Here is a 21,605-nt window from a genome sequence, read left to right on the forward strand (position 1 = left end):
TCAGGCGATGCTGCGCACGAAGGTGCGGAGGTCGTCCGCGAGCAGCTTCGGCTCCTCCATCGCGGGGAAGTGGCCGCCCTCGGTGAAGTCGCTCCAGTGGCTGGCCGCGTTCCACGGGTCCATCACGCGGCGCAGGAGCGGGTGGGTGTCGAACGCGGCCCAGCCGGCGGGGACGTCGGCGGCCATGGCCCACCCGAGCCCCGAGTGCTCGGACTCGTAGTAGAACTGTGCGCTCGACGCCCCGCTGCGGGTGAACCAGTAGAGGCTGATGTTCGTCAGGAGCTGGTCGCGGTCCACGGACTCGTCGGGCGTCCCGGCGGCGCCGTGGGTCCAGCCCTGGAACTTCTCGGCGATCCACGCGAGCTGGCCGACCGGGGAGTCGGTGAGCGCGGGTCCGATCGTGTCGGGTCGGTGGTTCTGCATCTCGAAGTACCCCCGTTCGGCCGCGTCCACGGCACGCATCGCCTCGAGCTCGGCGAGCTCGTCGTCGGACAGCCCGTCGGGGAGGGGCAGCTTGTCACCGACCATGCCGAGCAGCCGGCGCTCGATCCCCGTGTGCGTGCCGATGACGCGCTCCGGATGGAGCGCCGCGAGGCGGCCGGCGATGCCGGACCCGATGTCCGTGCCGTGGGTCGCGAAACGCTCGTACCCGAGTCGCGTCATGATCTCGGCGTAGGCCTCCGTCGTCCGAGCCAGCTCCCATCCGGTCCCCGACAGCGGGGTGGAGAAGCCGAAGCCGGGCAACGCCGGGACGACGACGTGGAAGTCGTCGGCCAGCAACGGGATCAGGCGCTGGTACTCGACGAACGAGCCCGGCCAGCCGTGGTGGAGCAGGAGCGGGGTGGCGTCCGGGTTCGTCGAGCGCACGTGCACCACGTGGAACTTCTGGCCGTCGACGACGGTGGTGAGCTGGTCGAGCTCGTTGAGCGCCGCCTCCTGGGCGCGCCAGTCGAACCCGTCGCGCCAGTACGCGGCGAGCTCCTGCAGGTACGCCTGCGGGATGCCTCGGCTGAAGTCGGTGGGGTCGTCACGGCCGGGGACGGGGTGCGGCCAGCGGGTCTGCGCGAGCCGGTGACGCAGGTCGTCGACGTCGGCCTGCGGGATGTCGATACGGAAGGGCGTGAGCGCCGTGTTCTCTGTCATGACCACCACGTTCCTCGCTATCGCGGCAGGCTTTCTTCCGCAATGGCTGGAAAGATCGAGAACGTGTTGGAGACCTCGGCCCGCCTGCTCGAGCTGCTGTCGCTGCTCCAGGTCAAGCGCGACTGGACCAGCGCCGAGCTCGGGGACCGGCTCGGCGTGAGCACGAGGACGGTACGCTCCGACGTCGGCAAGCTACGGTCGCTCGGCTACCCCGTCGACGCCCGCCCCGGCGTCGCGGGCGGGTACCGGCTGGCCGCCGGGACGGCGATGCCCCCGCTGCTGCTCGACGACGACGAGGCCGTCGCCGTCGCCGTCGGGCTGGGAGCCGTCGCCACCCGGGGGCTCGGCGTCGAGGAGACCTCGCTGACCGCGCTCGCCAAGCTGGAGCAGGTGCTGCCCTCGCGCCTGCGCCGACGCGTCGAGGCGGTCCGTGAGGCGACGAGCGTCGTCCCCGGCATCGAACCGTCGCTCGATCTCGCGGTCCTGGGAGCGGTCGCCGCCGCGATCCGCGGCCACGAACGGCTCCGGTTCGGGTACACGAAGCCCGGCGGCAGCGAAGCGGCGCGCCGCACCGAACCGCAACGGCTGGTGAGCTGGGGAGCGCTCTGGTACCTGCTCGCGTGGGACCTGGACCGGGACGACTGGCGGGTCTTCCGCGTCGACCGCATGACTCCCCACCCGCCGACGGGAGCGCGGTTCCGGCCGCGCGTGATCTCGGAGGACACGGTCGTCGAGTACGTCGTCCGACGCATCGTCCGGGGCGCCTGGACGTACCGGGCACGCGTGCTCGTGCACGCTCCCGCGGCCGACGTCGCGGCGAAGATCCAGGTTCCCGTCGACATCGAGGCGGTCGACGAGTCCACCTGCCGCGTCGAGCTGGGGTCCGACGACCCGGACGGGCTGGCCCTGTGGCTCACCCGGCTCGGCGTCGACGTCGAGGTGATCGAGGGCGACGAGCTGGCTGAGGCGTTCGACCGCCTCGCGGCGAGGTTCCGCCGCGCGGCGGGGACGGCCGCCCGCCGGGAGTCAGGCGGGTCTCACCCGTCGTGACAGGACCGGCGGTCTCACCCGTCGGCACCTTCCGGAGGACGGCGCAGGATCGCGGTGCACTCGAGCTGGAGGTCGCCGTCCTGCCACATGGCGTGGTGCGGCGCGGCGTTGGAGCAGACGACGGATCCCCAGGCGCCGACGTCGGTGGCGTGCCGGACGGCGTCGCGGCAGATCTGCGCGCCCACAGGCCCCTCCTCGAACCGGGTGTCGCGCGGGGTGTACCCGACCCAGCCCTCCCCGAGGACGAGCGGGATCCCGAGCCGGGCGGCGTGGTCCGCCGCCACGCCGATCCACTCGCGCAACCGCTCGGCCATGGCGACGCGGTGCGCGCCGTACCGGTCGTACAGCCACCGGTCCACGGCCTGCGGGTCGCACCAGTCGTGCACGTAGATCTCGGCGTGGCCGACGATCGACGCGTGCCGCTTCCACTCCTCGTCGGACGGCGGGGCCCACTCCGCGAGCCGCGGGGCGCCGGGGCGCAGGAGCTCGGCGTCGGCCCGCGCCTGCGGGAAGTCGGCGGGATCGCCGCGCAGCGCGAACTCGCTCACCAGGTCGTCCAGGACGCCGTACACGTAGGGGTGGACGCCGAGCATCTGGGCGTTGCGCGGCAGCCCGCGCATCGCGGTGACGGGGACGGCGGCGTAGTTCGGGCCGCACAGCACGTCGGGATGGCGTGCGGAGAAGGCGGCGATGGCCCGCTCGAGGCGGTCGCGCAACTCGACCACCGGGTCCTGCGTGCGGGGCAGCCCGGCGGTGAGGTGCCCGGCCTGGACCTCGTTGTGCGGCTCGACGCAGGCGAGCACGTGGTCGAGCCCCTCGTCCTTCAGCAGGTCGACGAGGTCGGCCATCGCCTCGCCGAGCACGGTCAGCCGTTCCTCGGGGTCGACGGCGTGCAGCGCGTCGTACCAGCCCCGGTCGACGGCGAAGGCCGGGCTCTGCTGGTACTCCCACGACGACGCGATCACGGTCATGTCGTGCCGGTCGGCGCCGCGGAACAGCTCCAGCAGGTGGGCGCGGGCGTCGATCGTCGTCGGCTCGCGCACGTCGTACCAGCGCACGCGGGACGCGTAGCCGCCCCCGATGGGCCCCAACCGGAGCGCCGTCGTGTCGAGGCCCGAACGGAACAACAGGAACGGCATCACGCAGACCCGCACCGCGTTGTAGCCGAGCTCGGCGGCGCGGGCGAACGCCGCGTCGAGATCCTCGAACGGCTCCCCCGGCCCGGTGCGCACGTACCAGGAGAAGTCCCAGAGCGTGATCGCCAGCCGGCGCGGCAGGTGCTCGAGCAGGCTCGAGGGCACCGCCTCGCTCCCCGCGTCCGCCGTCGTCCCTGTCCCCGTCACCATGCGGGCCCTCGTGCCGGTCATGCGTCCTCCTTCAGGGTCAGCACCGTGCGCGCCACGCGCACGACGTCCACCGCCTCGACCGTGATCCCGTCGGGCACGTCCCGCACGGTCGGGTCGACCCAGACGCCGGTCTCGGCGCGCCACGGCAGCAGCTCGAGCGCCACGCCGTCGCGGGCGACGTCGTCGCGCCACGGCGTGAGGTCGACGTCCCACGCGCGACCGTGCCAGAAGTGGTCGCTCACCACCTCGTCGCCTACCAGCGCGCGGCCGACGTCGCCGGTCCAGGAGACCCGCAGCAGCACGCGGTCGACGCCGGCGAGCGCGTCGGCGGGCACGTCCAGGTGCAGGCGGGCCGCACCGGTGAAGTCGGCCGGTGCGCTGAGCCGGTCCATCGGACCGCCACGCTGGGGCACCGGCGGGGCCGGCGCGTCCGGCCGCAGGTCCGCCGCGACCCGGCGGCTCCCCGCGCCGGGGACGGCCAGCGTCCAGGTCGACCAGAGCGGCCCCTGGTCGCCCGACGGGGTGACGGTGGCGCCGTCCGACGCCGACGGAGGGAGCGACGCCGCGAGCGACGCCGGCGCGGGGAGCACCGACACCGTCGTGGTCGGTTCGTCCGTGTGCACCACCAGGTTCCCGTCGAGGGCGTGGACCGGGGCGCCGCAGAGGACCAGGCGCTCGCGGCCGCCGACGTCCAAGCGGTACAGCCGGTTCGCCGTCGCCTCGTCGAGCACCAGCACCCGCGCGACGGACGCACCGGACGCACCGGACGCGCCGCGCAGCCGGACCACGGTCTCCGGCCCGGGGTCGTCGGTCAGGTCGAGGACGGTCGCCCCGCCCTCGCGTCGGGCGGCCACCGGGCCCGTCGCCTCGACGTCGCCGTCGAGCACGAGCTCCACCGGTACGCCGTCGGTCGCCACCAGCACGACGAGCTCCCCGGACCGGCCGTCGGCAGGGTGGGTGCCGGCGTCGTCCGCCAGGCGGGTGAGCAGCTGCGCCGTCGCGCTGCGCAGCACCAGCCCCTCGGCGAGCGGGCAGCGCAGCGGCCACGCGACCGAGACGCCGGCGGGCAGGTCGACCGGCCGTGTCGGCACGGTGATGGTCGTGTCCTCCAGCTCCACCTGCACCTGCGTGCTGGGCTGCGCTGCCAGCGGTCGGCGTGCGGGCTGGTAGGTGGTGAGGAAGACGTACCCGCGGCGCCCGTCCGAGCGCACCGACCAGCGCAGCGCGGACGGGTCGTCGTCGCCCCCGCCCACCGTCGTCGTCATGGCCGCGAGCGCGTCGCCGTCGGCCCGGAGCCACAGGTGCTGGCGCCGGAGCAGGTGGTGGTGGCGGCGCACCTGGCCGTGCTCGCCGACGGGCGCACCGAAGTCGTAGGTGCGCGTGGGGACGTCGTTCGGGTACCCCGTGGCCTGCGACTCCTGCTCGGTCCCCCGGGGCCCGACGCGCTGGGTGCCGCCCGCGTACATGTAGTACCCCTGCCAGACCGAGCCGCTGCCGATCTTCGCCAGCGCGAGCGCCGCCACGTCGTCGGGCGTGACGAGCGGACGCCGGTGGTAGGCCACGTGCATCCCGCCGCCGAGCTCGCACGTGGCGTACGGGAGGGGGTCGTCGTCGGGGTCCTGGGGCTCGGACGCGACGTGGACCGCGAGCCCGTCCAGGGCCTCGCGCAGGTCCGCACCCACCGACAGGTCGTCGCGCACGGTGCTGTAGCGGAAGTGCACGGGCGCGAACGCCGGCCACTCGGTGTCGGCGTCCTCCCAGAACCCGTCCGCGTACGCGCTGTACACCGGCAGCAGCGTGTCCGGCACCTGCGCCCCGCCCCAGCCGGTGGCCGTCCAGAGCGGCACCTGCAGGCCGAGCTCCTCGGCGATCGTGCGCAGCATGGCCAGGTGCTCCGGCTGGTCGTAGAGCTCGTTGTCCATCTGGGCGCCGATCACCGGCCCGCCCTGGGCGTGCAGGAGCCCGTCGAGCTGAGCGATCGTCTGCGCGTAGAACGCCCGGACCAGGTCGAGGTAGGCCGGGTCGTTCGTGCGGGTCGCCACCGAGCGCTCGACGAGCCAGTCCGGGAACCCGCCGTAGCGTGCCTCGCCGTGCGCCCACGGCCCCATCCGCACGATCACGGCGAGGCCGTGCCGCGCCGCGAGCTCGACGAACGCCCGCAGGTCGAGGTTGCCGTCCCAGCGGAAGTCACCGGGCCTCGGCTCGTGCGCCTGCCAGAAGACGTACGTCGCCACCGAGTCCAGCCCGCCGGCCCGTGCGTGCCCCAGCACCTCCGACCAGCGCTCGCGCGGGATGCGGGAGTAGTGCACCTCCCCGGTCACCGGGAACCAGGGCCGGCCCGCCCGCTCGAGGTACCGGCCGGTCACCGCCACGGCGTCCGGCGTGCCGGGCGGCGAGCCCAGCGCGAGATGGTCGCAGCGCGGCGGGGCCGGCCGGGCGACGCGCACGCGGTGCGTGGCGGACCCGTCGAGGGCCGCGAGCTGGTTCCTCAGCGCGCGGACGCGCTCGTCGTGCTCCTCCTGGACGTCGTGGGTGAACAGGAGCATCGTCGGCAGCGAGGTCGCGAAGTAGTCGACGGTCGCGCGACGCCCGGCCTCCTGCTCCACGTACCGGGCGAGCCCGTCGCGCAGCAGCCGCGCCTCGTCGTCGCGGCCCAGCCGACGCAGGGCGAGGACGGAGGCCGCCGTGCGCTCCGAGAAGTCCTGCACCGCCATTCCCTCGAAGTCGCCCTGCTGGTCGGCGGCCGTCCGCCAGACCTCGCGCGCCTCGTCGGACCGGCCGGCGGCGGCGAGCGCGTCGCCGAGCAGCAGGTGCAGGTCGGCGGTGTTGGCGAGCGGGTGGCGGGCCTCCCCGAGCGACGCCGGCGGGTCCAGCGCAGCGGTGGCATGGGCGAGCGCGGCCGCGGCGTCGCCGTCGTCCAGGGCTCGTCTGGCGAGGGCGAGGTGTGCGTCGTCCCAGGCCGCGAGCACGCGCCCCTCGCCGCCCTCCCACGGCTGGAAGGGGCGGCCCGTCAGGATCTCGAGCGCGTCGTCGGCCCGGCCGACGGCGGTCAGCAGCTCGGCGACCTGGACGGACAGGTCGTCGCGCGCACCGACGAGGTCGGGCCGGTCGAGCAGCACCGCCAGGCGGCGCTCCGGGGCGGTGCCGCGGCGGGCCTCGAGCTGGTCGGCCTCGTAGAGCAGGCGTGCGTCGTCGGGCGCCATCACCCGTGCCTGCGCGTACCAGGCGGCCGCCGCCTCCGCGTCGCCCTGCACGTTGTGGGCCGCGACGCCGAGGTTCCGCAGCACCACGGGGTCGGTCCCGTCGCCCGACGCCGCGACCTCCCACGCCGCGATCGCCTCGTCCCGGCGCCCCGCCGCGTAGAGCCGGTGCCCCGCCAGGCCGGCGACGAGCGGGTCCTGCGGCCAGGCGCGACGCAGGCGGGCCAGCGCGTCGTCGTCGGTCGCAGCCGGGAACGCCCAGTCCCGCGGCGCTCGGCGGGCCCGCTCGAGCGCGTCGGCCGCGGCACCGTGGTCGCCGCGGGCCAGCTCCAGGTCCGCGAGGTGCAGCAGGGCGAGCGCCCGGACGTCCCGCTGGCCGCGCGGGGACGGGCGCGTCGCGACGTCCTCGAGCAGCTCGACCGCAGCAGCCGTCTGACCGGCCGACGCCTGCTCGAGCGCGACGTCGAGCGCGACGGTCGGGTCCGTCGTCGGGCCCGCCGTGGTCGGGGCGCCGAGCCGCGCCGCGAGGTCGCGCGCCCAGGCGTCGAGCGGGTCGACGGCGAGCGTGCCGCGCACCAGGTCGCGGGCGCGCCCGGTGTCGCCGGTGCGGTCTGCGGCGATGGCCGCGAGGTTGCGCCCCTGGACGTGCTCCGGGCTGCGGCGCAGCAGCGCCTCGAGCTGCTCCGCGGCGTCGGCGTCTCGGCCTTCCGCGAGGTCGAGGCGTGCCGTCGCCACGGCTGCCGCGTCCCGCCAGGCCTGGTCCCACGACGCCGTCCCGAGCGCCTCGCGGGCCTCGGCCGTCCGGCCCTGGCGAGCGAGGACGACGCCCAGCCGGTAGTGCGCCTCGCCGTCGCGCGGGTTGGGGTTGCGCAACGTCAGGCGCCCCGTCGCGGTGCGCAGCAGCTGCTCGGCGTCGGCCAGGCGGCCCGCGCGCGCCCGCCGGGCCGCGAGCGCCGTGGCGCAGCGCGCGTCACCCGGGTCCCGCCGCAGCGCCTCGGTCCAGTAGGGCTCCGGCGACCGGGTCGCGTGCCGGTGCTGCTCCAGGTGGAGCCCGGTGACGTACAGCTCGTCGAGAGAGTCGAGGTCCGCCGGGGCGGGCGGCTCGGTCGCGGGCTCGGGCATCGCGGGCTCGGGCATCGCCGTCCCGGGGTCGGCGTCGGGCCCGGTGTCGGGCCCGGTGTCGGGCCTGGTGTCGGGCCCGGCCTCGGCGCGAGGGCGCCAGGTCAGGAGCGTGGCGCCGTCGTGCTCGACGACGAGCTCGTACCCGGTGGCGCCGACGCCGGGCGGGCCGGTCAGCTCGCGCACCAGCGGGCTGCCGGGCGCGACGTCGGCCCGCTCGTCCAGCAGCACCTCCTCGCCGACGCGCAGCACGACCCGCGCACCCGGACGCAGGGACGTCACGGCGACGCCGACGCGCACCGTGCCCTGTGTGCCCTCCGTGCCGACGTCGAGCCGCACCGCCGCGTCCCGCGTCGCCTGGTGCACCGGGCCGACGTCCTGGATCGGGTACCAGTACTGCGAGAAGCTCGTCGTCTCCCCCGGGCGCAGGAACGCGAAGTCGGGCTGGTTGTCGGTGAAGACGCCCGCCATCAGCTCGATGTACGGGCCGTTGGTGTCGGTCAGGTGCCGGTCCCACGCCCGGCCGAACGGCGCGTCGCCCCAGGTCCACATCTTCTTGCCGGGCGAGATCCGGTGGTCCGCCCAGTGCACGAACCCCGCGCCGGCGGCGTGGTCGTACCCGCCGAAGAAGTCGTCCTGCGAGCCGAGGCACATGTACGACGTCGGCACGGGAATGTTGCGGTACCAGTCCAGGCGGTCGCCGTCGGGGTGCTCCGCGGTGCGGCGGGCCGGGTAGTCGACGCCGTAGTAGCGGCCCGACGCCGCAGGGAAGGTCGTGACGGCGCGCTTGGCGTGGTCGGCGACGACGGTGACGTCGGTCGGGAAGTACGCCTGGTAGTCGTCGTGCACGGCTGCGGCGACGTTGGCCCACCACAGGAACGTCTGCACGTCGTCGGTGCGGTTGACGAGGCGCACTCGCAGCTCGACGAGCGCGCTGTCGGGGCGCAGCCGGACGCCGTGCATGCCTTGCATGCGGGCGAACGGGTCGTGGTCGGAGCACCAGACGGTGACCGCGCCGTCGGGCTCGGACTCGATCCATGTCTCGACCGGCAGGAACGTGGCCGGCCGGTGGTGCTGCGGCCAGTTGAGCTCCACGCCGCCCGAGACCCAGGGCCCGAGCAGCCCGACGAGCGCCGGCTTGATGACGTCGTTGCGGTAGAAGAAGTCGTAGCCGCGGGTGCGGTCGAGGCCCACGTGGATGCGCCCGCCCAGCTCGGGCAGGACCATCAGCCGCACGCAGGAGTTCTCGAGGTGGATCGCGTCCCACTCCCGGGGCGACTTGGTGTGCTCCACCCTGTCGACGAACGGCATCGGGTACACCGCCCCCGAGGAGCCCTGATAGACGCGCTGGTCCAGGTACGCCGGGTAGCGGTCCGGCTCGCCGATGCCGTACGTGTCGATGGACACCGGCTCGCGCCAGCCGCGCACCGGGTGGGCGGAGAGGCTGGCCGGGGCGGGCGGCAGGACGATCCGCGACTCCTCAGGGGGCATGGGACGAACCTAGGCCGCTTGACGGCGTGGTGCGATGGGCGATTCCCTCGGACCTATGGACGAATCGACGGTGGACGCGCTCGGTGGCCTGCCGGAGGGCTTCGCCGGTCAGCGCATGGTCGTCGTGCCGCGACCCACCGTGCGCGCCGCCCGGGCACGACCGGTGACGAACCGCCTGGTGGTGACGGACGCGGGATTCTTCCCCCACGCCGCCCGCCACGGCCGGTCGCGGCCCGACGGTGCCCGCGAGCACGTCCTGCTGGTCTGCACCGCGGGAGCCGGCTGGTGCCGCACGCCGGATGGACGGTTCGACGTCCGGCCCGGAGACGTCGTGCTCGTGCCCGCCCGCACGCCGCACGAGTACGCCGCCGACCGAGCCGATCCCTGGACCCTCTGGTGGCTGCACGCCACCGGCCCGGACGCCGACGAGCTCGCCACCGCCGTCGGCGACGCCGCCGGTGGCCCCGTGTCGCACCTGCGCGACCCGGCCACGGTCGCCAGCCTCGTCTCCCAGGCGATCGACGCCCTCGACGACGGCACCGCGGGAGGGCTCGTCCGGGCCGCGGGCGCCGCCTGGCACGCCCTCGCGCACGTCGTGGCGACCGGGCGCCGCTCCCCCGGGCCCGCACCCGACCCCGTGGAACGCGCCGTCGAGCACCTGCGGGCCACGGCCCCGCGGCGGACGTCGGTCGGCGCGCTCGCGGCGATGGTGGGGCTCAGCACCTCGCAGCTCGGCGCGCTGTTCCGCGCCCAGGTGGGCACGTCCCCGCTGCAGTACCAGACCGGGCTGCGCCTGGCCCGGGCCCGCGAGCTGCTCGACGCCACCGACCTGCCCGTCGCGGCCGTCGCGCAGGCGTGCGGCTACGACGACCCGCTGTACTTCTCCCGCCGGTTCACCCGGACGCACGGCATGTCGCCGTCGGCGTACCGCGGCCGGGACGTCTGACGCCACGGGGGCGGTCATGCGCTGCTGTGCAACGATGTCGACACGGCTGACACGCGTCGGCCAGATCGGAGCCGGGCGATGCAGCGACCGCACCGGGTCGTGGTCCTCGTACTCGAGGGGGCGCGCCCGCTGGACGTCGGGATCCCGACGGAGGTGTTCCACCCGGAGACGGGGTTCCCCTACGAGGTCTCCACCTGCGGCGCCACCACCGACACGGTGCTGTCCTCCGGAGGCTTCGGCTTCGCGGTGCAGCGCGGCCTGGACGCACTGGCCGACACGGACACGATCATCGTCCCGGGGTACGCCCCGCCGGGCCGGCCGATACCCGTGGAGGTGCGCGAGGCGCTCCGCAGCGCCGCAGCCCGTGGGACACGCATCGCATCGATCTGCTACGGCGCGTTCGCGCTCGCGGACTCGGGCCTGCTCGACGGCCTGCGGGCGACGACCCACTGGGACGCTGCGGAGAAGCTCGCCACGCGGCACCCGCAGATCACGGTGGAGCCGAACGTGCTCTTCGTCGACGAGGGACCCATCCTGACCTCGGCGGGAGCCGCCGCCGGTCTCGACCTCTGCCTGCACATCGTCCGGCGCGACCTCGGCGTGAGCGCGGCGAACGAGATCGCCCGAGGACTCGTCACCGCGCCCTACCGCACCGGGGGGCAGGCCCAGTACCTGCCGAAGACCAGCTCGGCGGCCCAGGGCGAGACCCTCGCAGCGACACGCGAGTGGGCCCTGACGCGACTCGACCAGCAGGTCACGATCGCCGACCTCGCCGCCCACGCGGACATGTCGCGACGCACGTTCCTGCGTCGCTTCACCGAAGAGACCGGCAGCACCCCGCTGCAGTGGATCCTCCGGGCGAGGGTCGACGCCGCCCGCGAGCTCCTGGAGAGCACGCGGCTGCCGATCGACCGCATCGCCGAAGAGGTCGGCCTGGGGACCGGGGCGAACCTCCGGCTGCACTTCCGCCGGCTCCTGGACGTGTCCCCCTCGGCGTACCGCGCCACGTTCGCCGGGCGGAGCTGACCACCGCGGCGATCCGCCGTCGCCCGCGGAGGACGTGACTGCTACGCGTCCACGCCGTCGACCAGCACGGCCCGGTAGGTCGCGCCCTGGAAGCGGTCCTGCACCACCTCCTGGTACTGCTCGCCGCGGTACCAGCCCCTCGCCGCCGCCGCGTCGGGGAACCGGAGGACGACGACGCCTTCGATCGGAGGCCCTTCGAGCACCTCGTACGTGCCGTAGTCGACCAGGGCCTGCACGTCGTGGCCGTCGAACGTGCCGTCGGCGCGCTGCGCGTAGCGGTCGAGGGCTTGCTGGTCGTGGGTGCTCTCTCGCTGGAACACGATGTATGCGCTCATGTTTCCGTCCTCCGTGGTTGTCGATGTTCTGGGGCGCTGCTCGTCGCTGCTCCGCTACGCGATGCGCGGCGGGAGCGCGACGGTGTCGCCCACGACATCGATGGCGACCTTGCCCCGGAGCACATACGACTGCCTGTTCTCCAGGAGCTCGTGAGCCTCACCCGTCCGGGCGAGCGGGAGGGTCGCGCCGATGACCGGCTTGACGAGTCCGCGCTCGACCAAGGTCGTGAGCGCGTCCAGCTTGCCTCGGTTCTGCCGCGTGAAGACGAAATGGTAGGCCGCGTTGACGCCCCACGCCTCGATGAGGTTCTGCGGCTGCGCGTGGTCGACGATGCTGACGACCCGTGCAGAGTCGGCGAGCGTCAGCGGGCTCCGCGTGAGCGTGTCGCCACCGATCGTGTCGAAGACGACATCGACCCCCTTGCCTCCCGTCATCTCGGCCACAGCCTCGACGTAGTCCGTCGAGGTGTAGTCGATGGCCGCGTCCGCTCCGAGGGAGCGCACGAACTCGTGGTCGCCGGCCTTCGCGGTGGTGATCACGCGTGCGCCCATCGCCTTCGCGACCTGGATCGCGATCGTGCCGACACCGCCCGTGCCGCCATGGATCAGGATCGTCTCCCCCACGGTGAGCCGCGCTCGCGTCACCAGCGCCTCCCACACCGTTCCACCGACGAGAGTCAGGCTGGCCGCCTCCAGGTGACTGACGTTCGCCGGCTTGCGACCGACGAGGTCGACGTCGACGACGTGCTGCTCGGCGTAGGAGCCGGGGCCGCCGAAGATCTGGGGCGTGTAGTAGACCTCGTCGCCGACGGCGAACTCCGTCACGTGGGAACCGACCTCCTCGATCACGCCGGAGACGTCATGCCCGATGATCGCCGGGAGCGGCACGTGTTCCGCGTAGTCCCCACGCCGGATCTGAAAGTCCAGCGGGTTGACGGCGGTCGCGTGGACGCGCACCCGCACCTGGCGCGGTTCGACGTCCGGCACGGAGGTGTCGCGCAGCTCGAAAGCATCCACCCCTCCGAAACGGGTCAGGACGACAGCCTTCATCTGAGCGGTCATAGCGGATTTCTCCTCGCCGTGGTTCTTGGTGTGCGACCCGCCGGATCGGCGGTTCGCATCAAGTTACGCGCGGGAGATGCGGCAATCTAGGGGCGACAATGCCAGTATCCGCAAGGATAGTGTCACGCGTGGCGCACGAGGCTCGGACATGCTCGTTGCGAGGCATTTCAGAATGTACATTCTGGCCGGCACTGCGACACAGGTCCGGCGAAAAGTCGTCTTCCATCCGTCCACAGGTGTGGCACCTTGTCGGTCATGGAGCTCGCATCGCCGCGCAAGGCCGCCCCGGGGGACAAGGTCGCCGTCGTCTCGCCATCGTTCGCCGCGCCCGGGTTCGCGCCCGCCGTGCACGAACAGGCTATGGCGCGTCTGCAGGAGATCACCGGCCTGGTCCCCGTCGAATATCCGACCACGCGCCAGCTCGGCGCGACGCCGCAGGCCCGTGCCGCCGACCTCGATGCAGCTTTCGGCGACCCCGCCATCCGGGCGGTCCTGGCCACCATCGGCGGCGAGGACCAGATCACCGTGATCCCCCACCTCGACGTTGACCTGGTGCGGGCCGACCCGAAGCCGTTCCTCGGCTACAGCGACAACACCAACCTCCTCAACTGGCTGTGGACCCACGGCATCGCCGGCTACTACGGCGGCTCCACGCAGGTCCACCTCGGGCCTGGTCCCTCCGTGGACCCGATCCACGCCGCCTCGCTGCGCGCCGCCCTGCTCACCGGCGAGCGCCTGGAGATCACCGAACCGGGCGAGTCCGAGGACTTCGGCATCGACTGGCAGGACCCCGCAGCGCTCACCGAGTTCGGCGACCGCGAACCCACCGAGCCGTGGACCTGGGCCGGACCCGAACGAACCGTCACCGGCCGCACGTGGGGAGGTTGCATCGAGGTGCTGCAGTGGATCCTCACCGCCGGCCGCTTCCCCACCGACCCGGGCGTGCTGCAGGGCGGCGTCCTGCTGCTGGAGGCCTCGGAGGAGCTCATCCCAGCGCGCGAGTTCGGGTGGATCCTGCGCTCGCTCGGCGAGCGCGGTCTCCTCGACGCCGTCGACGCCGTCATCGTCGCCCGGCCGCCGACCTCGTCCTTCGAGGTGCACCGGACCTCTGCGGAGCGCGCCGCCAAGCGTGCCGAGCAGCGCGACGCCGCCATCGAGACGGTGCAGCGCTACAACTCCGACGCCGTCATCGTCGTCGGCGTGCCCTTCGGCCACACGCGTCCACAGTGGATCCTTCCCTACGGGGGATCGATGACCGTGGACGGTGTCGAGCAGCGGATCTGGGCCGACTTCGCGTAGGCGGTGCGCCTTGCGGCGCGGTATCGCAACTCGTCCGTGGATTCGTTGAGGATGATCAGACCACCGCACGAAGATCTGCCCGGCCCGGCGGCCATCGAGGATGCCGGCGACTTTCTCAGGTCAGGAGCGAAGACCTGAGGACTGGGGCGAGCGCCTCCTCCAGGCCGGCAGCGTCGCGATACAGCACCGTCGTCATGCCAAGCTCGGCTGCTGCTGTGGTGTTCTCCTCGCGATCATCCACGAAGAGACAACGATCGGTGGGGACACCGGCCCGTTCGGCAGCGATCTCGTAGATGCGACGGTCCGGCTTGGCGACGCCCACGAGCGAGCTGTTGACTACGTCGTCCGCAAGGTCGCGTAGCCCGAGGAGCTCGAGGTCTTCGTCCAACCACACCGTCGCATTGCTCACGAGCACGACCGGACAGCCGGACCGGACCCGGCGAAGAAGGCGTACGACGGCGTCATCGATCCTGGACTCTGCTTCGGTGAACGCCTTGGCCAGCATCTGCGCCTCAGCTCGTGCAACAGCGGGAACCAGGCCCTGGACGATCGAGTGCGCCCACTGCTCTCTGGTGATCTGTCCCAGCAGCAGCGGCAGATCGTTCTCCGGTGCGAACCCGATAGCTGCCGTGGTGCCCGCCAGCAGACCGACCCGCTTCTCCAGCTGGCAGACCACGTCGGTGTCGTAGAAGCGGATCACTCCGTCGATGTCACACAGGACGGCGTCGAAGGGCCGGTCGCAGGCGTCTGCTGAGGACTTCACGCGCTATGAATATCACTGGAATGGTCACGCTCCGGCGGAGCCCGCCTTCGGCACCTGCCCTGCGTCCGAACGAGCCCAGAGATCCGTCACCAGAACAGCAGGGTCGTCAGTCGCGCGTGGTATTCGGACTCGTCACCAGGATCGTGAGGTTCTGCGCCATCGGCGGCTCCTCCTCGCTGTACGTCAGCTCCACGTACCAGTTGTCCCCATACGCCTCGCGCCGGTACTCCCGACTGCCGCCCAGACCGGTATCGGTGAACGTGTACGACCACTGCGGATCAGCGTCCAATACCTTGCCAATCTGCTCGGCAGCCTGCTTCGGCGACAGCTCTGCCTCCGGGGTGAAAGTCACCGCAGCACTCCAGACCCGCCAGCGCGGGTCGTGCTCATCAGTCCGAGCCCCCGAGATGGTGTCATACCGATTCGTGTTCGAGACCAAGTCATCCTGGGTTCGTTCGACCCCGTCGATCTGCGCCAGCAAGCTCTGCCCGAGCTCCTCGGCCTCCACCGTCAGGTCGGCCTCCGACGGCATGTCCTGGTGCCCCCCGCTGCAACCCGCCACCATCAACACCACCAACCACAACGCCGCACGAGCACGGACCACCGGTCGATGGATTCCAGCCTCTGCCACGCCGAGACCCTACCGGTCACCCGCACGGACCCTCCGCACCGAGTGCAGCGCGCCCATGCTCAAGGCAAGAGCAAGCTCCACCCGCGAACTGAGTCACCCCGGTGAGTCGCCCCGGCGTGTCCGGGGCGGCTCACACGCGCGGATCGACCGACCATCGGGCCGATGAACGGTTGGATGGGTAGATCAGCGAAGGCACCCGCTCTTCGCCTCACAGCCCCGACGGTGCACCCAGACCGCGCCCCTCCCTGAAGGACCTCCACCGCTCCCGCCTACGCTCAACGTCGGGCGGATGCCAAGCGAGCTGCTGTGCGGAACCAAAGTGGGAGGCGGTCCACTCACGCTCGTCCTCGGCCACGGACGCGACGGCACGCGGATAGTCCTCGTGAATCAAGTGGTGCAGCGCCTCCTCGTATGCGAAGAGGTCAAACACCTGCTCATCGAAGATGAGCAGGCCAGGCCACGGCGCAAACACACGTAACGCAACCATCGGCGGCGCCGTTCTTCCGTCGTGGAGCTGCTCTGGCCCCGTGGACAGGTACCCCCGCTTGGCAATGAAGAAGTCGGAGACCGACGCAGCGCCGCGCTCGACGATCGCATCGATGCGCTCGTCGAAGTGCTCGATCGGATCGCGGATCGTCGAGATCTTGAGTAGCGGTGACGCCTCGTCGACGGCCAGCAACCGGCGCAACTCAGCACCGCGATCGGCGGATCGCTGCTGCGACTTCGTCTTGGACAGGCCCGGTCTTGCTCGCACGCCCGTCGGTCGCAGCATCCGGCTCAGAATGATCCCCGCGGTCATCGCCGCCTGGAGTTCAGCCCACACCGAAGCGTCGTCCTTCTGGCCGGACCGCCGCTCGGTCATCTCCCAGGTTCGATCGATGTGCAGGGCCGCGATCCGTGCCTGTCGCTCACATTCCACCAACTGGAGCCATCGTGGAGTCCGATGACGCCGCCTCTCTCTGTCCACTCGCACCACCGAAACCATCGGCGCCTCGACGTTGGCTGAGGGGATGAACCGCGCTTCTGGTACCTCGTACCCCATGAACACTCCTTCGCGGATCCTTCGCCCCGACGCCGACTTCCAGCCGGCGCCCCTCCTCCCATGCAAAAGTATAGAAATGTTAAAGTTTAGACCATGTTACACGGGTGCGTGTTTGTGAAATCTAGGCTGCACGTCGAAAACAAATATTGTCGACGTGCAGCGCAGATTGCGCGAACACGCCTGCCTACCTTGCGCGATCTCGGGCGTGTCGGGGCCAGTGCGCAAAGTAGGTTGCATCGGCTGGAGTTCTCATCGACTCGTGGTAGCTCGGTCGCCCTTGGCGAGGTTGCATCGCCAGTGCGCTAGCTGGGTGTTCCCGGGTGTGTGCTCGCCACCACGCGCGATCGGGCGACGGTGATCGAGGGTGGCGCATCCTTCTGCCGGCCACTGGACGGTGCGGTCAACCGACCCACCACAGACTCCACAGCGCCAGCCGTCTCGTTCGTAGATCGTCCATGGGTCGAAGATCACGACGCCGCTGGCCTCAAAGCCGAATTCGGCGGCACGCCGTCGGTAGCTCGCCGACGCGCGGATCGCCCGGGCACGCGATCTCACAAGCTCCGCGTACCTGGCACCTTTGCGCTGCCCCCCTGGGGAGGTGCCGAAGGAGTGAGCGCTCCAGGTCCACCCGCCACCGTCGGCGTCGACCTCGTGGACGTGCTCAACCCCGAAGAACCAGGTGGTGCCGCCCGCTTCGAACGTTGCTATGACGTCTTTCCCGATGCCCCATCCGCGGCGTAGCCAGCGCACGTTATCAGCCTGGTGTAAGTGCGCGTCGACCGCGCCACTTGCACCGGTGAGATCGACGGTGATCGCGGCCCATGCGCCTGTGCGTCGGTGCCGCGCGACGTAGACCTCCCATCCGGTCTCCAGCGCCGAGGTGATGCCAACGCGGCTGGTCGTTGCATCCCAGTCGACCTCCGACAGTGGGAGGTACTCCGTCAGCTCACCGTCGCGTTCGATAACCTCGCCGAGCATAGGATGCGATAGCTCAGCCGGCGGAAGCACGTCTGGCCCTCCTGGTGCGGTCATGGCGACCAGGTCGCTGGCGTCGAATTCCTCAAAACGGCGCACGTTTGTAAACGCGGGTGCCGGTACCTGCTTCGATGCGATGTAGGGCGGGGCCAGGGAATCTCCGTATCGAGATGCTCGAGCGGGCGCGAGCAGGCGTGACCCACGCGCGGACGCGAAGGTAGCGATTGCGGCATGTACCGCTTCTGGTTCGGCGAGGGAGACCATAATGTCGTTGAACCAGCCGTCGGGACTGCGCAGCCATGCCCGGATTCCGAGTTGGCCGGCCTCGAGCTCGGCGAACGCGGCGACAAGGTGGCCATGAGGCCACCAGACCCAGCCGAGCCTCTGACCCTTGGGACCAGCAACCACCAGGTGCTCTTCGCCGTCAAGCACGCTGACCGGGAGAACGACGGCGTCGAGCTCATTCGGGGCGAATGCGTCTGCGTCATACACGTCGACCATCGCGGCGTAACGAAAGGCGCCGACCTTGCGGCGGCGTCCAGCCAACAACGTGCTGAACAGCGCCTGGCCCATCTCGACGTCGAGGCGCAGCTCTCGCGGTCTGCGGGGGTTCGACGGCAACAACCACAACCCGGTGGGCTCATCCCACACCAGTCCGTTCCTCGGCACCATCCAATCAGTATGAGCACTTTCGTCGGCCCGTGCCCTCGCCTCCCGGGCACGGCACTCCCGCGTGGATGGTGCGCTTCGGGCCCCTGAGCGCGAATCGTCGGAGGATCACCGCCCGCTACACCACTCCCAGGGGCTTGACCGTCCCACGTCAGTGCTGGCATTACCGTCCGTCTCGTCCTCACCGGCACACCGCGCGCGAGCGGAGCGATGCTACCTACCCTGAGGAATGAGCCTTCGACACCGCTGCGCTGCGACTACGGTCGCCGTCTTCCTCATAGGCAGTCTTGGTGCCTGTACTGAGAGCGAATCCGAGCCGAACGAGGAATCACCATCGTTGCCCGTCGAGTCCAGCATCGCCAGCACGAGTCCCAGCGCTGACTCTGAACCGGCGGTCGAGTCGCCCCAGTTGGGTGTGCCGTGGACCGCTGGTGGCCTGGAGTTCACCGTCAGCGAGCCTGAGGGCGTGCCGAGCGCCGAGCGCTGGGAGGGCACGATCGACACCGAGCTCTACCCAGACGAGGTGATCTTTCCGATCTTGGTCACCAACACGACCGACGAAGCCATCGAAGTCGCCGGGTCGATCGGGTTCGACACGTTCTCCGGCACCCACCCCGGCGAGTACCTGTCGTGCGAGAGCGACGTGCTCCCGCCATCGAGACTCCAGCCAGGACGCTCCGCCGAGTGGCCGGAGTGCTTCGCCGTGGAGAACGCCGATGACATCGTCTTCACGATCTACCCGCCGGACGACGGTCCCGCGATCGACTACTTCATCGGCAGTCCGCGCGTGGACGGGCCCTCAGAAGCCCCAAGCAACTACGGCGACGATCCGCAGCAGGCCTACGTCCTGATGGTCCAGGACGCGGGCGAGCCCTTGGTCCACGAGTACCCCGACTTCGCGCCCGTGCTCGACGACAACGAAGGCATCGTGACAGCTGGCGAGGAAATGTGCACCCAGATCGACGAGGGAATGTCGCTAGATGCGATCTACCTCGAGACCTACGACTACCTCGAAATACCAGCCGGCGCCGACGACAACATGCTCTTGGCCAACTTCATTTGGGACATGATCCTCGCCGCACCCGAGACCCTGTGCCCAGAGCACCAGGACGTCGTCGACGAGTGGGAAGCATCGGCACACTGAAACGCGGCGCCCGTGGACAGTCCGGCTGTTCGCCGGTTCGGTGGGGATCAGGGTGTGAGTCCGCCGCCGGCGAGGAGCATGCGTAGGCGGTAGTTGTGTCGGTTGCGGTAGCCGCGGGCGAGCCGGCGGTGGAGTTCGAGGATGCCGTTCATGGATCCGCGGTGATCCACTCGTGCAGAGTTCTTCCTGCCGGGCGCAGCACGGCATCCCAGGGATCTCGCGGCCATCCGTAGTAGTCACACAGCCGTTGGGCGGTGACGTGCACCCCGATGAATACGCCGGTGAAGAGGGTGGAGAAGTGCTTCAGGCTGAGGCCGATCTGGACGTCCGCGGCGCCTGGACGGTCGGGGGCAGTCTTGGCTTCCATCACGAACGTCATGAGCCCGTGGTTCTGGGCGTGCGCGGTCGCTGAGGTGAGGCGATGCAGTGCGGGTCCTACGGTCCCTCCAGTATCGGTGAAGGCCTCGAGCATGGCGCTGATGAGCTTCTGATCGGAAGGAATCGGCGCATCGAGGTACCTCAGCGGCTGGAGCCCAGGCACCCGGGTCGGACGCTTGTGCACGCTGAAGTCGAACTTGCGGGCGGAGTTGATGATCGCAAGGAGCGAGGCCGTGATGCCGTCAAGTGCTTCTTGAGTCCGAGGTCGAGTCTCGTCATCGACGATCCCGTAGAGCAGCGCGTACTGCTCTCGCAAGGATTGCAGCCGCACGTTGTAGCGGCGACGGACCCTTTCTCGACGGTCTTGTCCGCGCTCGTACAGCCAACTGGTGACGGCTAGCGCTTCGAGGACGGTCCGGGACAGCGACGAGACCGCGAGCACGGTCTGGGGTGCCGTGATGACGGCCGACATGGCGTGCAGGTGGTCGTAGACATAGTTCGCGTGCGACGAGAACTCGTGAACGACCTCGAAGGTGGCCTTGCCCCAGGCAGCGTCGTAGCTGCCATCGGCGAGGTCAGCGGCCGCGATCGAGCCCGGCCTCGCCAGAGGCGTCGTCGAACCCGCCTGCTCATGGAAGAGCTGCGCAATCCGGCGAAGATGCCGCGCTCCTAGCTTCATCTCGTCAGGCAACGGGGGCGGCTTGCTCACGGCGGCATCCTCCTGCCCAGCGCGGCTAGACGGTCGCAGGCGCGCCCACCCGTCGCGTGTGCGTGACGGAACAGGATTGCGTTTATCAAGATTGCGCCGGCCGCAGCGTTCCGGCGCTTCGGTCGTCTGCAGCCTTCAGCAAGTCTTCGAGCGGGCTCAGGGTGTCCCAGAGCGTCCGCACGACGATCGTTCCCTGGATCGTTTGCTCGCCTGTGTCGATCAGAAGTGACGCCAGCCCTCGAACGATCGACCTCGCAACCACGAGGCATGGGTCCGCGAGACCAGTCATCTCACGCCCGATCCCGAACCGGTGCATTCCGTCGTCCTCAACCGTCGTGTTGAGTGCCAGGCTGCGTGAAGTGGCGTGTACCTCGTGGTTCGCCCAGCGGTAGTGGGAGCGAACCGCGTCGAGTTCTGCCTTCGACTCGAGATCGGGAAACTGCAGCCGTCGCTTGCCGGGGAAGAGTGGGGCAGCCCAGCCATATTGGTCGTTCATTGCCTTGCCGTATTTCGCAACAACACGCGCCCGCTGGTCTTGCAAACGAGCGCACAGCTCATTGGGCAACGGTTCGACGGCGCGCTCCTGGTACGCGGCCGCGTCCTTGGCTCGTTGCACGACCGAGTGCTCGTCGAACCTGTCGACGAGCTCCGCATGCGGGCCTTCGGGTGACCCGTACTCGGCCAGTAGGACCACGTACACGGTGATCTCGTGAGCCGTTCGAGCCCGGGCCAGTGCTCCACGCGGGAACCCCGCCGTCAGGAGCTCGTGTACCTCATGGCCGATCCTGGTGAGCCGGGCGAGCAACCCTGTGACAGGGATGACCCGGGGGTCGAGCGGCGTGCCCGCAGACACAGCATCGCCCTGACGGCTGGTCAAGTTCTCCGCGACGCACTGCTCGGCGAGAGCCACCATGGCAAGGAATAGGTCGAGGGGACGTCCCCAGACTTCACGAACCTCACGCCGGAATTGTAGGCGCCCGGCGTCCTCGTCTGCGGCCAGCCATGAGGTGCTGTCGATGATCCCGTCACGCAGGCGCTCCGCAGTGGTCCTGATGCCAGCGTTGAAAAGGCGATCAGCGGATTCCTCGTCGCCACCCTCGGACAGGTGCTTCAGCAGCTCGCGATGTAGCGCCTCGGCAGGAGTGAAGAAGTCGATCCGGTCTGGCCGCTCATGCATACTGCGATCCTGGCACAGACAACGCTCGTTCAACTCGCCGGCAATCTCGCGTTGGAACCGCCGCTGAGACGTGGCAGCGGCCCTCGTTCCCACGTGAACA

At 70.7% G+C, this 21,605-nt stretch carries 16 protein-coding genes; 5 read left to right on the forward strand and 11 right to left on the reverse strand.

Annotated elements, in window-relative coordinates:
- Window positions 1–1,143 (reverse strand): epoxide hydrolase family protein, encoded by a 1,143-nt coding sequence (locus MWU57_RS02930; protein WP_246907176.1) that lies wholly within the window; start codon window positions 1,141–1,143, stop codon window positions 1–3.
- Window positions 1,144–1,206: 63 nt separating this feature from the next.
- Between MWU57_RS02930 and MWU57_RS02935 the strand changes: the two genes are divergently transcribed.
- A complete protein-coding gene (locus tag MWU57_RS02935) occupies window positions 1,207–2,193 on the forward strand; it encodes a YafY family protein (RefSeq protein ID WP_246907178.1) in 987 nt (328 codons plus the stop codon).
- A gap of 14 nt (window positions 2,194–2,207) precedes the next feature.
- Here the strand turns inward: MWU57_RS02935 and MWU57_RS02940 are convergent, their stop codons facing one another.
- Together MWU57_RS02940 and MWU57_RS02945 are read right to left on the reverse strand one after the other, a co-directional pair.
- Window positions 2,208–3,560 (reverse strand): cellulase-like family protein, encoded by a 1,353-nt coding sequence (locus MWU57_RS02940; RefSeq protein ID WP_246907179.1) that lies wholly within the window; start codon window positions 3,558–3,560, stop codon window positions 2,208–2,210.
- A complete protein-coding gene (locus MWU57_RS02945) occupies window positions 3,557–9,349 on the reverse strand; it encodes a DUF5107 domain-containing protein (protein WP_246907180.1) in 5,793 nt (1,930 codons plus the stop codon). The genes MWU57_RS02940 and MWU57_RS02945 overlap by 4 nt, the downstream gene beginning before the upstream one ends.
- Window positions 9,350–9,404: 55 nt before the next feature.
- Here MWU57_RS02945 and MWU57_RS02950 point away from each other — a divergent pair, with 55 nt between their 5' ends.
- Both MWU57_RS02950 and MWU57_RS02955 read left to right on the forward strand, forming a co-directional pair.
- Window positions 9,405–10,295: an AraC family transcriptional regulator gene (locus MWU57_RS02950; RefSeq protein WP_246907181.1), complete on the forward strand. Its 891-nt coding sequence runs from the start codon at window positions 9,405–9,407 to the stop codon at window positions 10,293–10,295.
- A 78-nt stretch (window positions 10,296–10,373) separates the two neighbouring features.
- Entirely contained in the window at window positions 10,374–11,321 is a 948-nt protein-coding gene (locus MWU57_RS02955) for a GlxA family transcriptional regulator (protein WP_246907182.1), read from the forward strand.
- 41 nt (window positions 11,322–11,362) lie between these two features.
- Here MWU57_RS02955 and MWU57_RS02960 read toward each other — a convergent pair whose 3' ends face one another.
- Window positions 11,363–11,656 carry a DUF1330 domain-containing protein gene (locus MWU57_RS02960; RefSeq protein ID WP_106265838.1) on the reverse strand — a complete coding sequence of 98 codons (294 nt, stop codon included), beginning with the start codon at window positions 11,654–11,656 and terminating at the stop codon, window positions 11,363–11,365.
- Between the two features lie 54 nt (window positions 11,657–11,710).
- Entirely contained in the window at window positions 11,711–12,718 is a 1,008-nt protein-coding gene (locus tag MWU57_RS02965; protein ID WP_246907183.1) for a zinc-dependent alcohol dehydrogenase family protein, read from the reverse strand.
- Between the two features lie 255 nt (window positions 12,719–12,973).
- Here MWU57_RS02965 and MWU57_RS02970 point away from each other — a divergent pair, with 255 nt between their 5' ends.
- The gene (locus MWU57_RS02970) at window positions 12,974–14,017 is read left to right on the forward strand and encodes a S66 peptidase family protein (protein ID WP_246907184.1); all 1,044 of its coding nucleotides are present in this window, start codon (window positions 12,974–12,976) and stop codon (window positions 14,015–14,017) included.
- A 115-nt stretch (window positions 14,018–14,132) separates the two neighbouring features.
- Here the strand turns inward: MWU57_RS02970 and MWU57_RS02975 are convergent, their stop codons facing one another.
- The 4 genes from MWU57_RS02975 to MWU57_RS02990 all read right to left on the reverse strand — a co-directional run bounded on the left by MWU57_RS02975 (window position 14,133) and on the right by MWU57_RS02990 (window position 18,100).
- Entirely contained in the window at window positions 14,133–14,780 is a 648-nt protein-coding gene (locus MWU57_RS02975) for an HAD-IA family hydrolase (RefSeq protein ID WP_246907185.1), read from the reverse strand.
- Between the two features lie 106 nt (window positions 14,781–14,886).
- Complete coding sequence (locus MWU57_RS02980) at window positions 14,887–15,411, reverse strand: hypothetical protein (protein WP_246907186.1); 525 nt, start codon at window positions 15,409–15,411, stop codon at window positions 14,887–14,889.
- A 208-nt stretch (window positions 15,412–15,619) separates the two neighbouring features.
- Entirely contained in the window at window positions 15,620–16,453 is an 834-nt protein-coding gene (locus tag MWU57_RS02985) for a hypothetical protein (protein WP_246907187.1), read from the reverse strand.
- A 249-nt stretch (window positions 16,454–16,702) separates the two neighbouring features.
- Window positions 16,703–18,100: an HNH endonuclease gene (locus MWU57_RS02990; RefSeq protein ID WP_246907188.1), complete on the reverse strand. Its 1,398-nt coding sequence runs from the start codon at window positions 18,098–18,100 to the stop codon at window positions 16,703–16,705.
- A gap of 226 nt (window positions 18,101–18,326) precedes the next feature.
- On the opposite strand from MWU57_RS02990, the gene MWU57_RS02995 reads away from it, so the two are divergent.
- Window positions 18,327–19,241, forward strand: a complete 915-nt coding sequence (locus MWU57_RS02995) for a hypothetical protein (RefSeq protein WP_246907189.1) — start codon at window positions 18,327–18,329, stop codon at window positions 19,239–19,241.
- Window positions 19,242–19,389: 148 nt separating this feature from the next.
- Here the strand turns inward: MWU57_RS02995 and MWU57_RS03000 are convergent, their stop codons facing one another.
- Both MWU57_RS03000 and MWU57_RS03005 read right to left on the reverse strand, forming a co-directional pair.
- On the reverse strand, window positions 19,390–20,328 hold the full coding sequence (locus tag MWU57_RS03000; RefSeq protein WP_246907190.1) for a hypothetical protein: 939 nt from the start codon (window positions 20,326–20,328) through the stop codon (window positions 19,390–19,392).
- A gap of 85 nt (window positions 20,329–20,413) precedes the next feature.
- Window positions 20,414–21,505, reverse strand: a complete 1,092-nt coding sequence (locus MWU57_RS03005; RefSeq protein WP_246907191.1) for a DUF5677 domain-containing protein — start codon at window positions 21,503–21,505, stop codon at window positions 20,414–20,416.
- Window positions 21,506–21,605 lie beyond the last annotated feature (100 nt).

This window comes from Isoptericola sp. S6320L, from assembly GCF_023015685.1.
In the GTDB taxonomy this organism is placed as follows: Bacteria; Actinomycetota; Actinomycetes; order Actinomycetales; family Cellulomonadaceae; genus Isoptericola; species Isoptericola halotolerans_A.

Coding starts and splice junctions, on each gene's coding strand:
- MWU57_RS02930 (WP_246907176.1), bottom strand. CDS start 1,143: ATGACAGAGAACACGGCGCTCACGCCCTTCCGTATCGACATCCCGCAG.
- MWU57_RS02940 (WP_246907179.1), bottom strand. CDS start 3,560: ATGACCGGCACGAGGGCCCGCATGGTGACGGGGACAGGGACGACGGCG.
- MWU57_RS02945 (WP_246907180.1), bottom strand. CDS start 9,349: ATGCCCCCTGAGGAGTCGCGGATCGTCCTGCCGCCCGCCCCGGCCAGC.
- MWU57_RS02950 (WP_246907181.1), top strand. CDS start 9,405: ATGGACGAATCGACGGTGGACGCGCTCGGTGGCCTGCCGGAGGGCTTC.
- MWU57_RS02955 (WP_246907182.1), top strand. CDS start 10,374: ATGCAGCGACCGCACCGGGTCGTGGTCCTCGTACTCGAGGGGGCGCGC.
- MWU57_RS02960 (WP_106265838.1), bottom strand. CDS start 11,656: ATGAGCGCATACATCGTGTTCCAGCGAGAGAGCACCCACGACCAGCAA.
- MWU57_RS02965 (WP_246907183.1), bottom strand. CDS start 12,718: ATGACCGCTCAGATGAAGGCTGTCGTCCTGACCCGTTTCGGAGGGGTG.
- MWU57_RS02970 (WP_246907184.1), top strand. CDS start 12,974: ATGGAGCTCGCATCGCCGCGCAAGGCCGCCCCGGGGGACAAGGTCGCC.
- MWU57_RS02985 (WP_246907187.1), bottom strand. CDS start 16,453: ATGGGGTACGAGGTACCAGAAGCGCGGTTCATCCCCTCAGCCAACGTC.
- MWU57_RS02990 (WP_246907188.1), bottom strand. CDS start 18,100: ATGGTGCCGAGGAACGGACTGGTGTGGGATGAGCCCACCGGGTTGTGG.
- MWU57_RS02995 (WP_246907189.1), top strand. CDS start 18,327: ATGAGCCTTCGACACCGCTGCGCTGCGACTACGGTCGCCGTCTTCCTC.
- MWU57_RS03005 (WP_246907191.1), bottom strand. CDS start 21,505: ATGCATGAGCGGCCAGACCGGATCGACTTCTTCACTCCTGCCGAGGCG.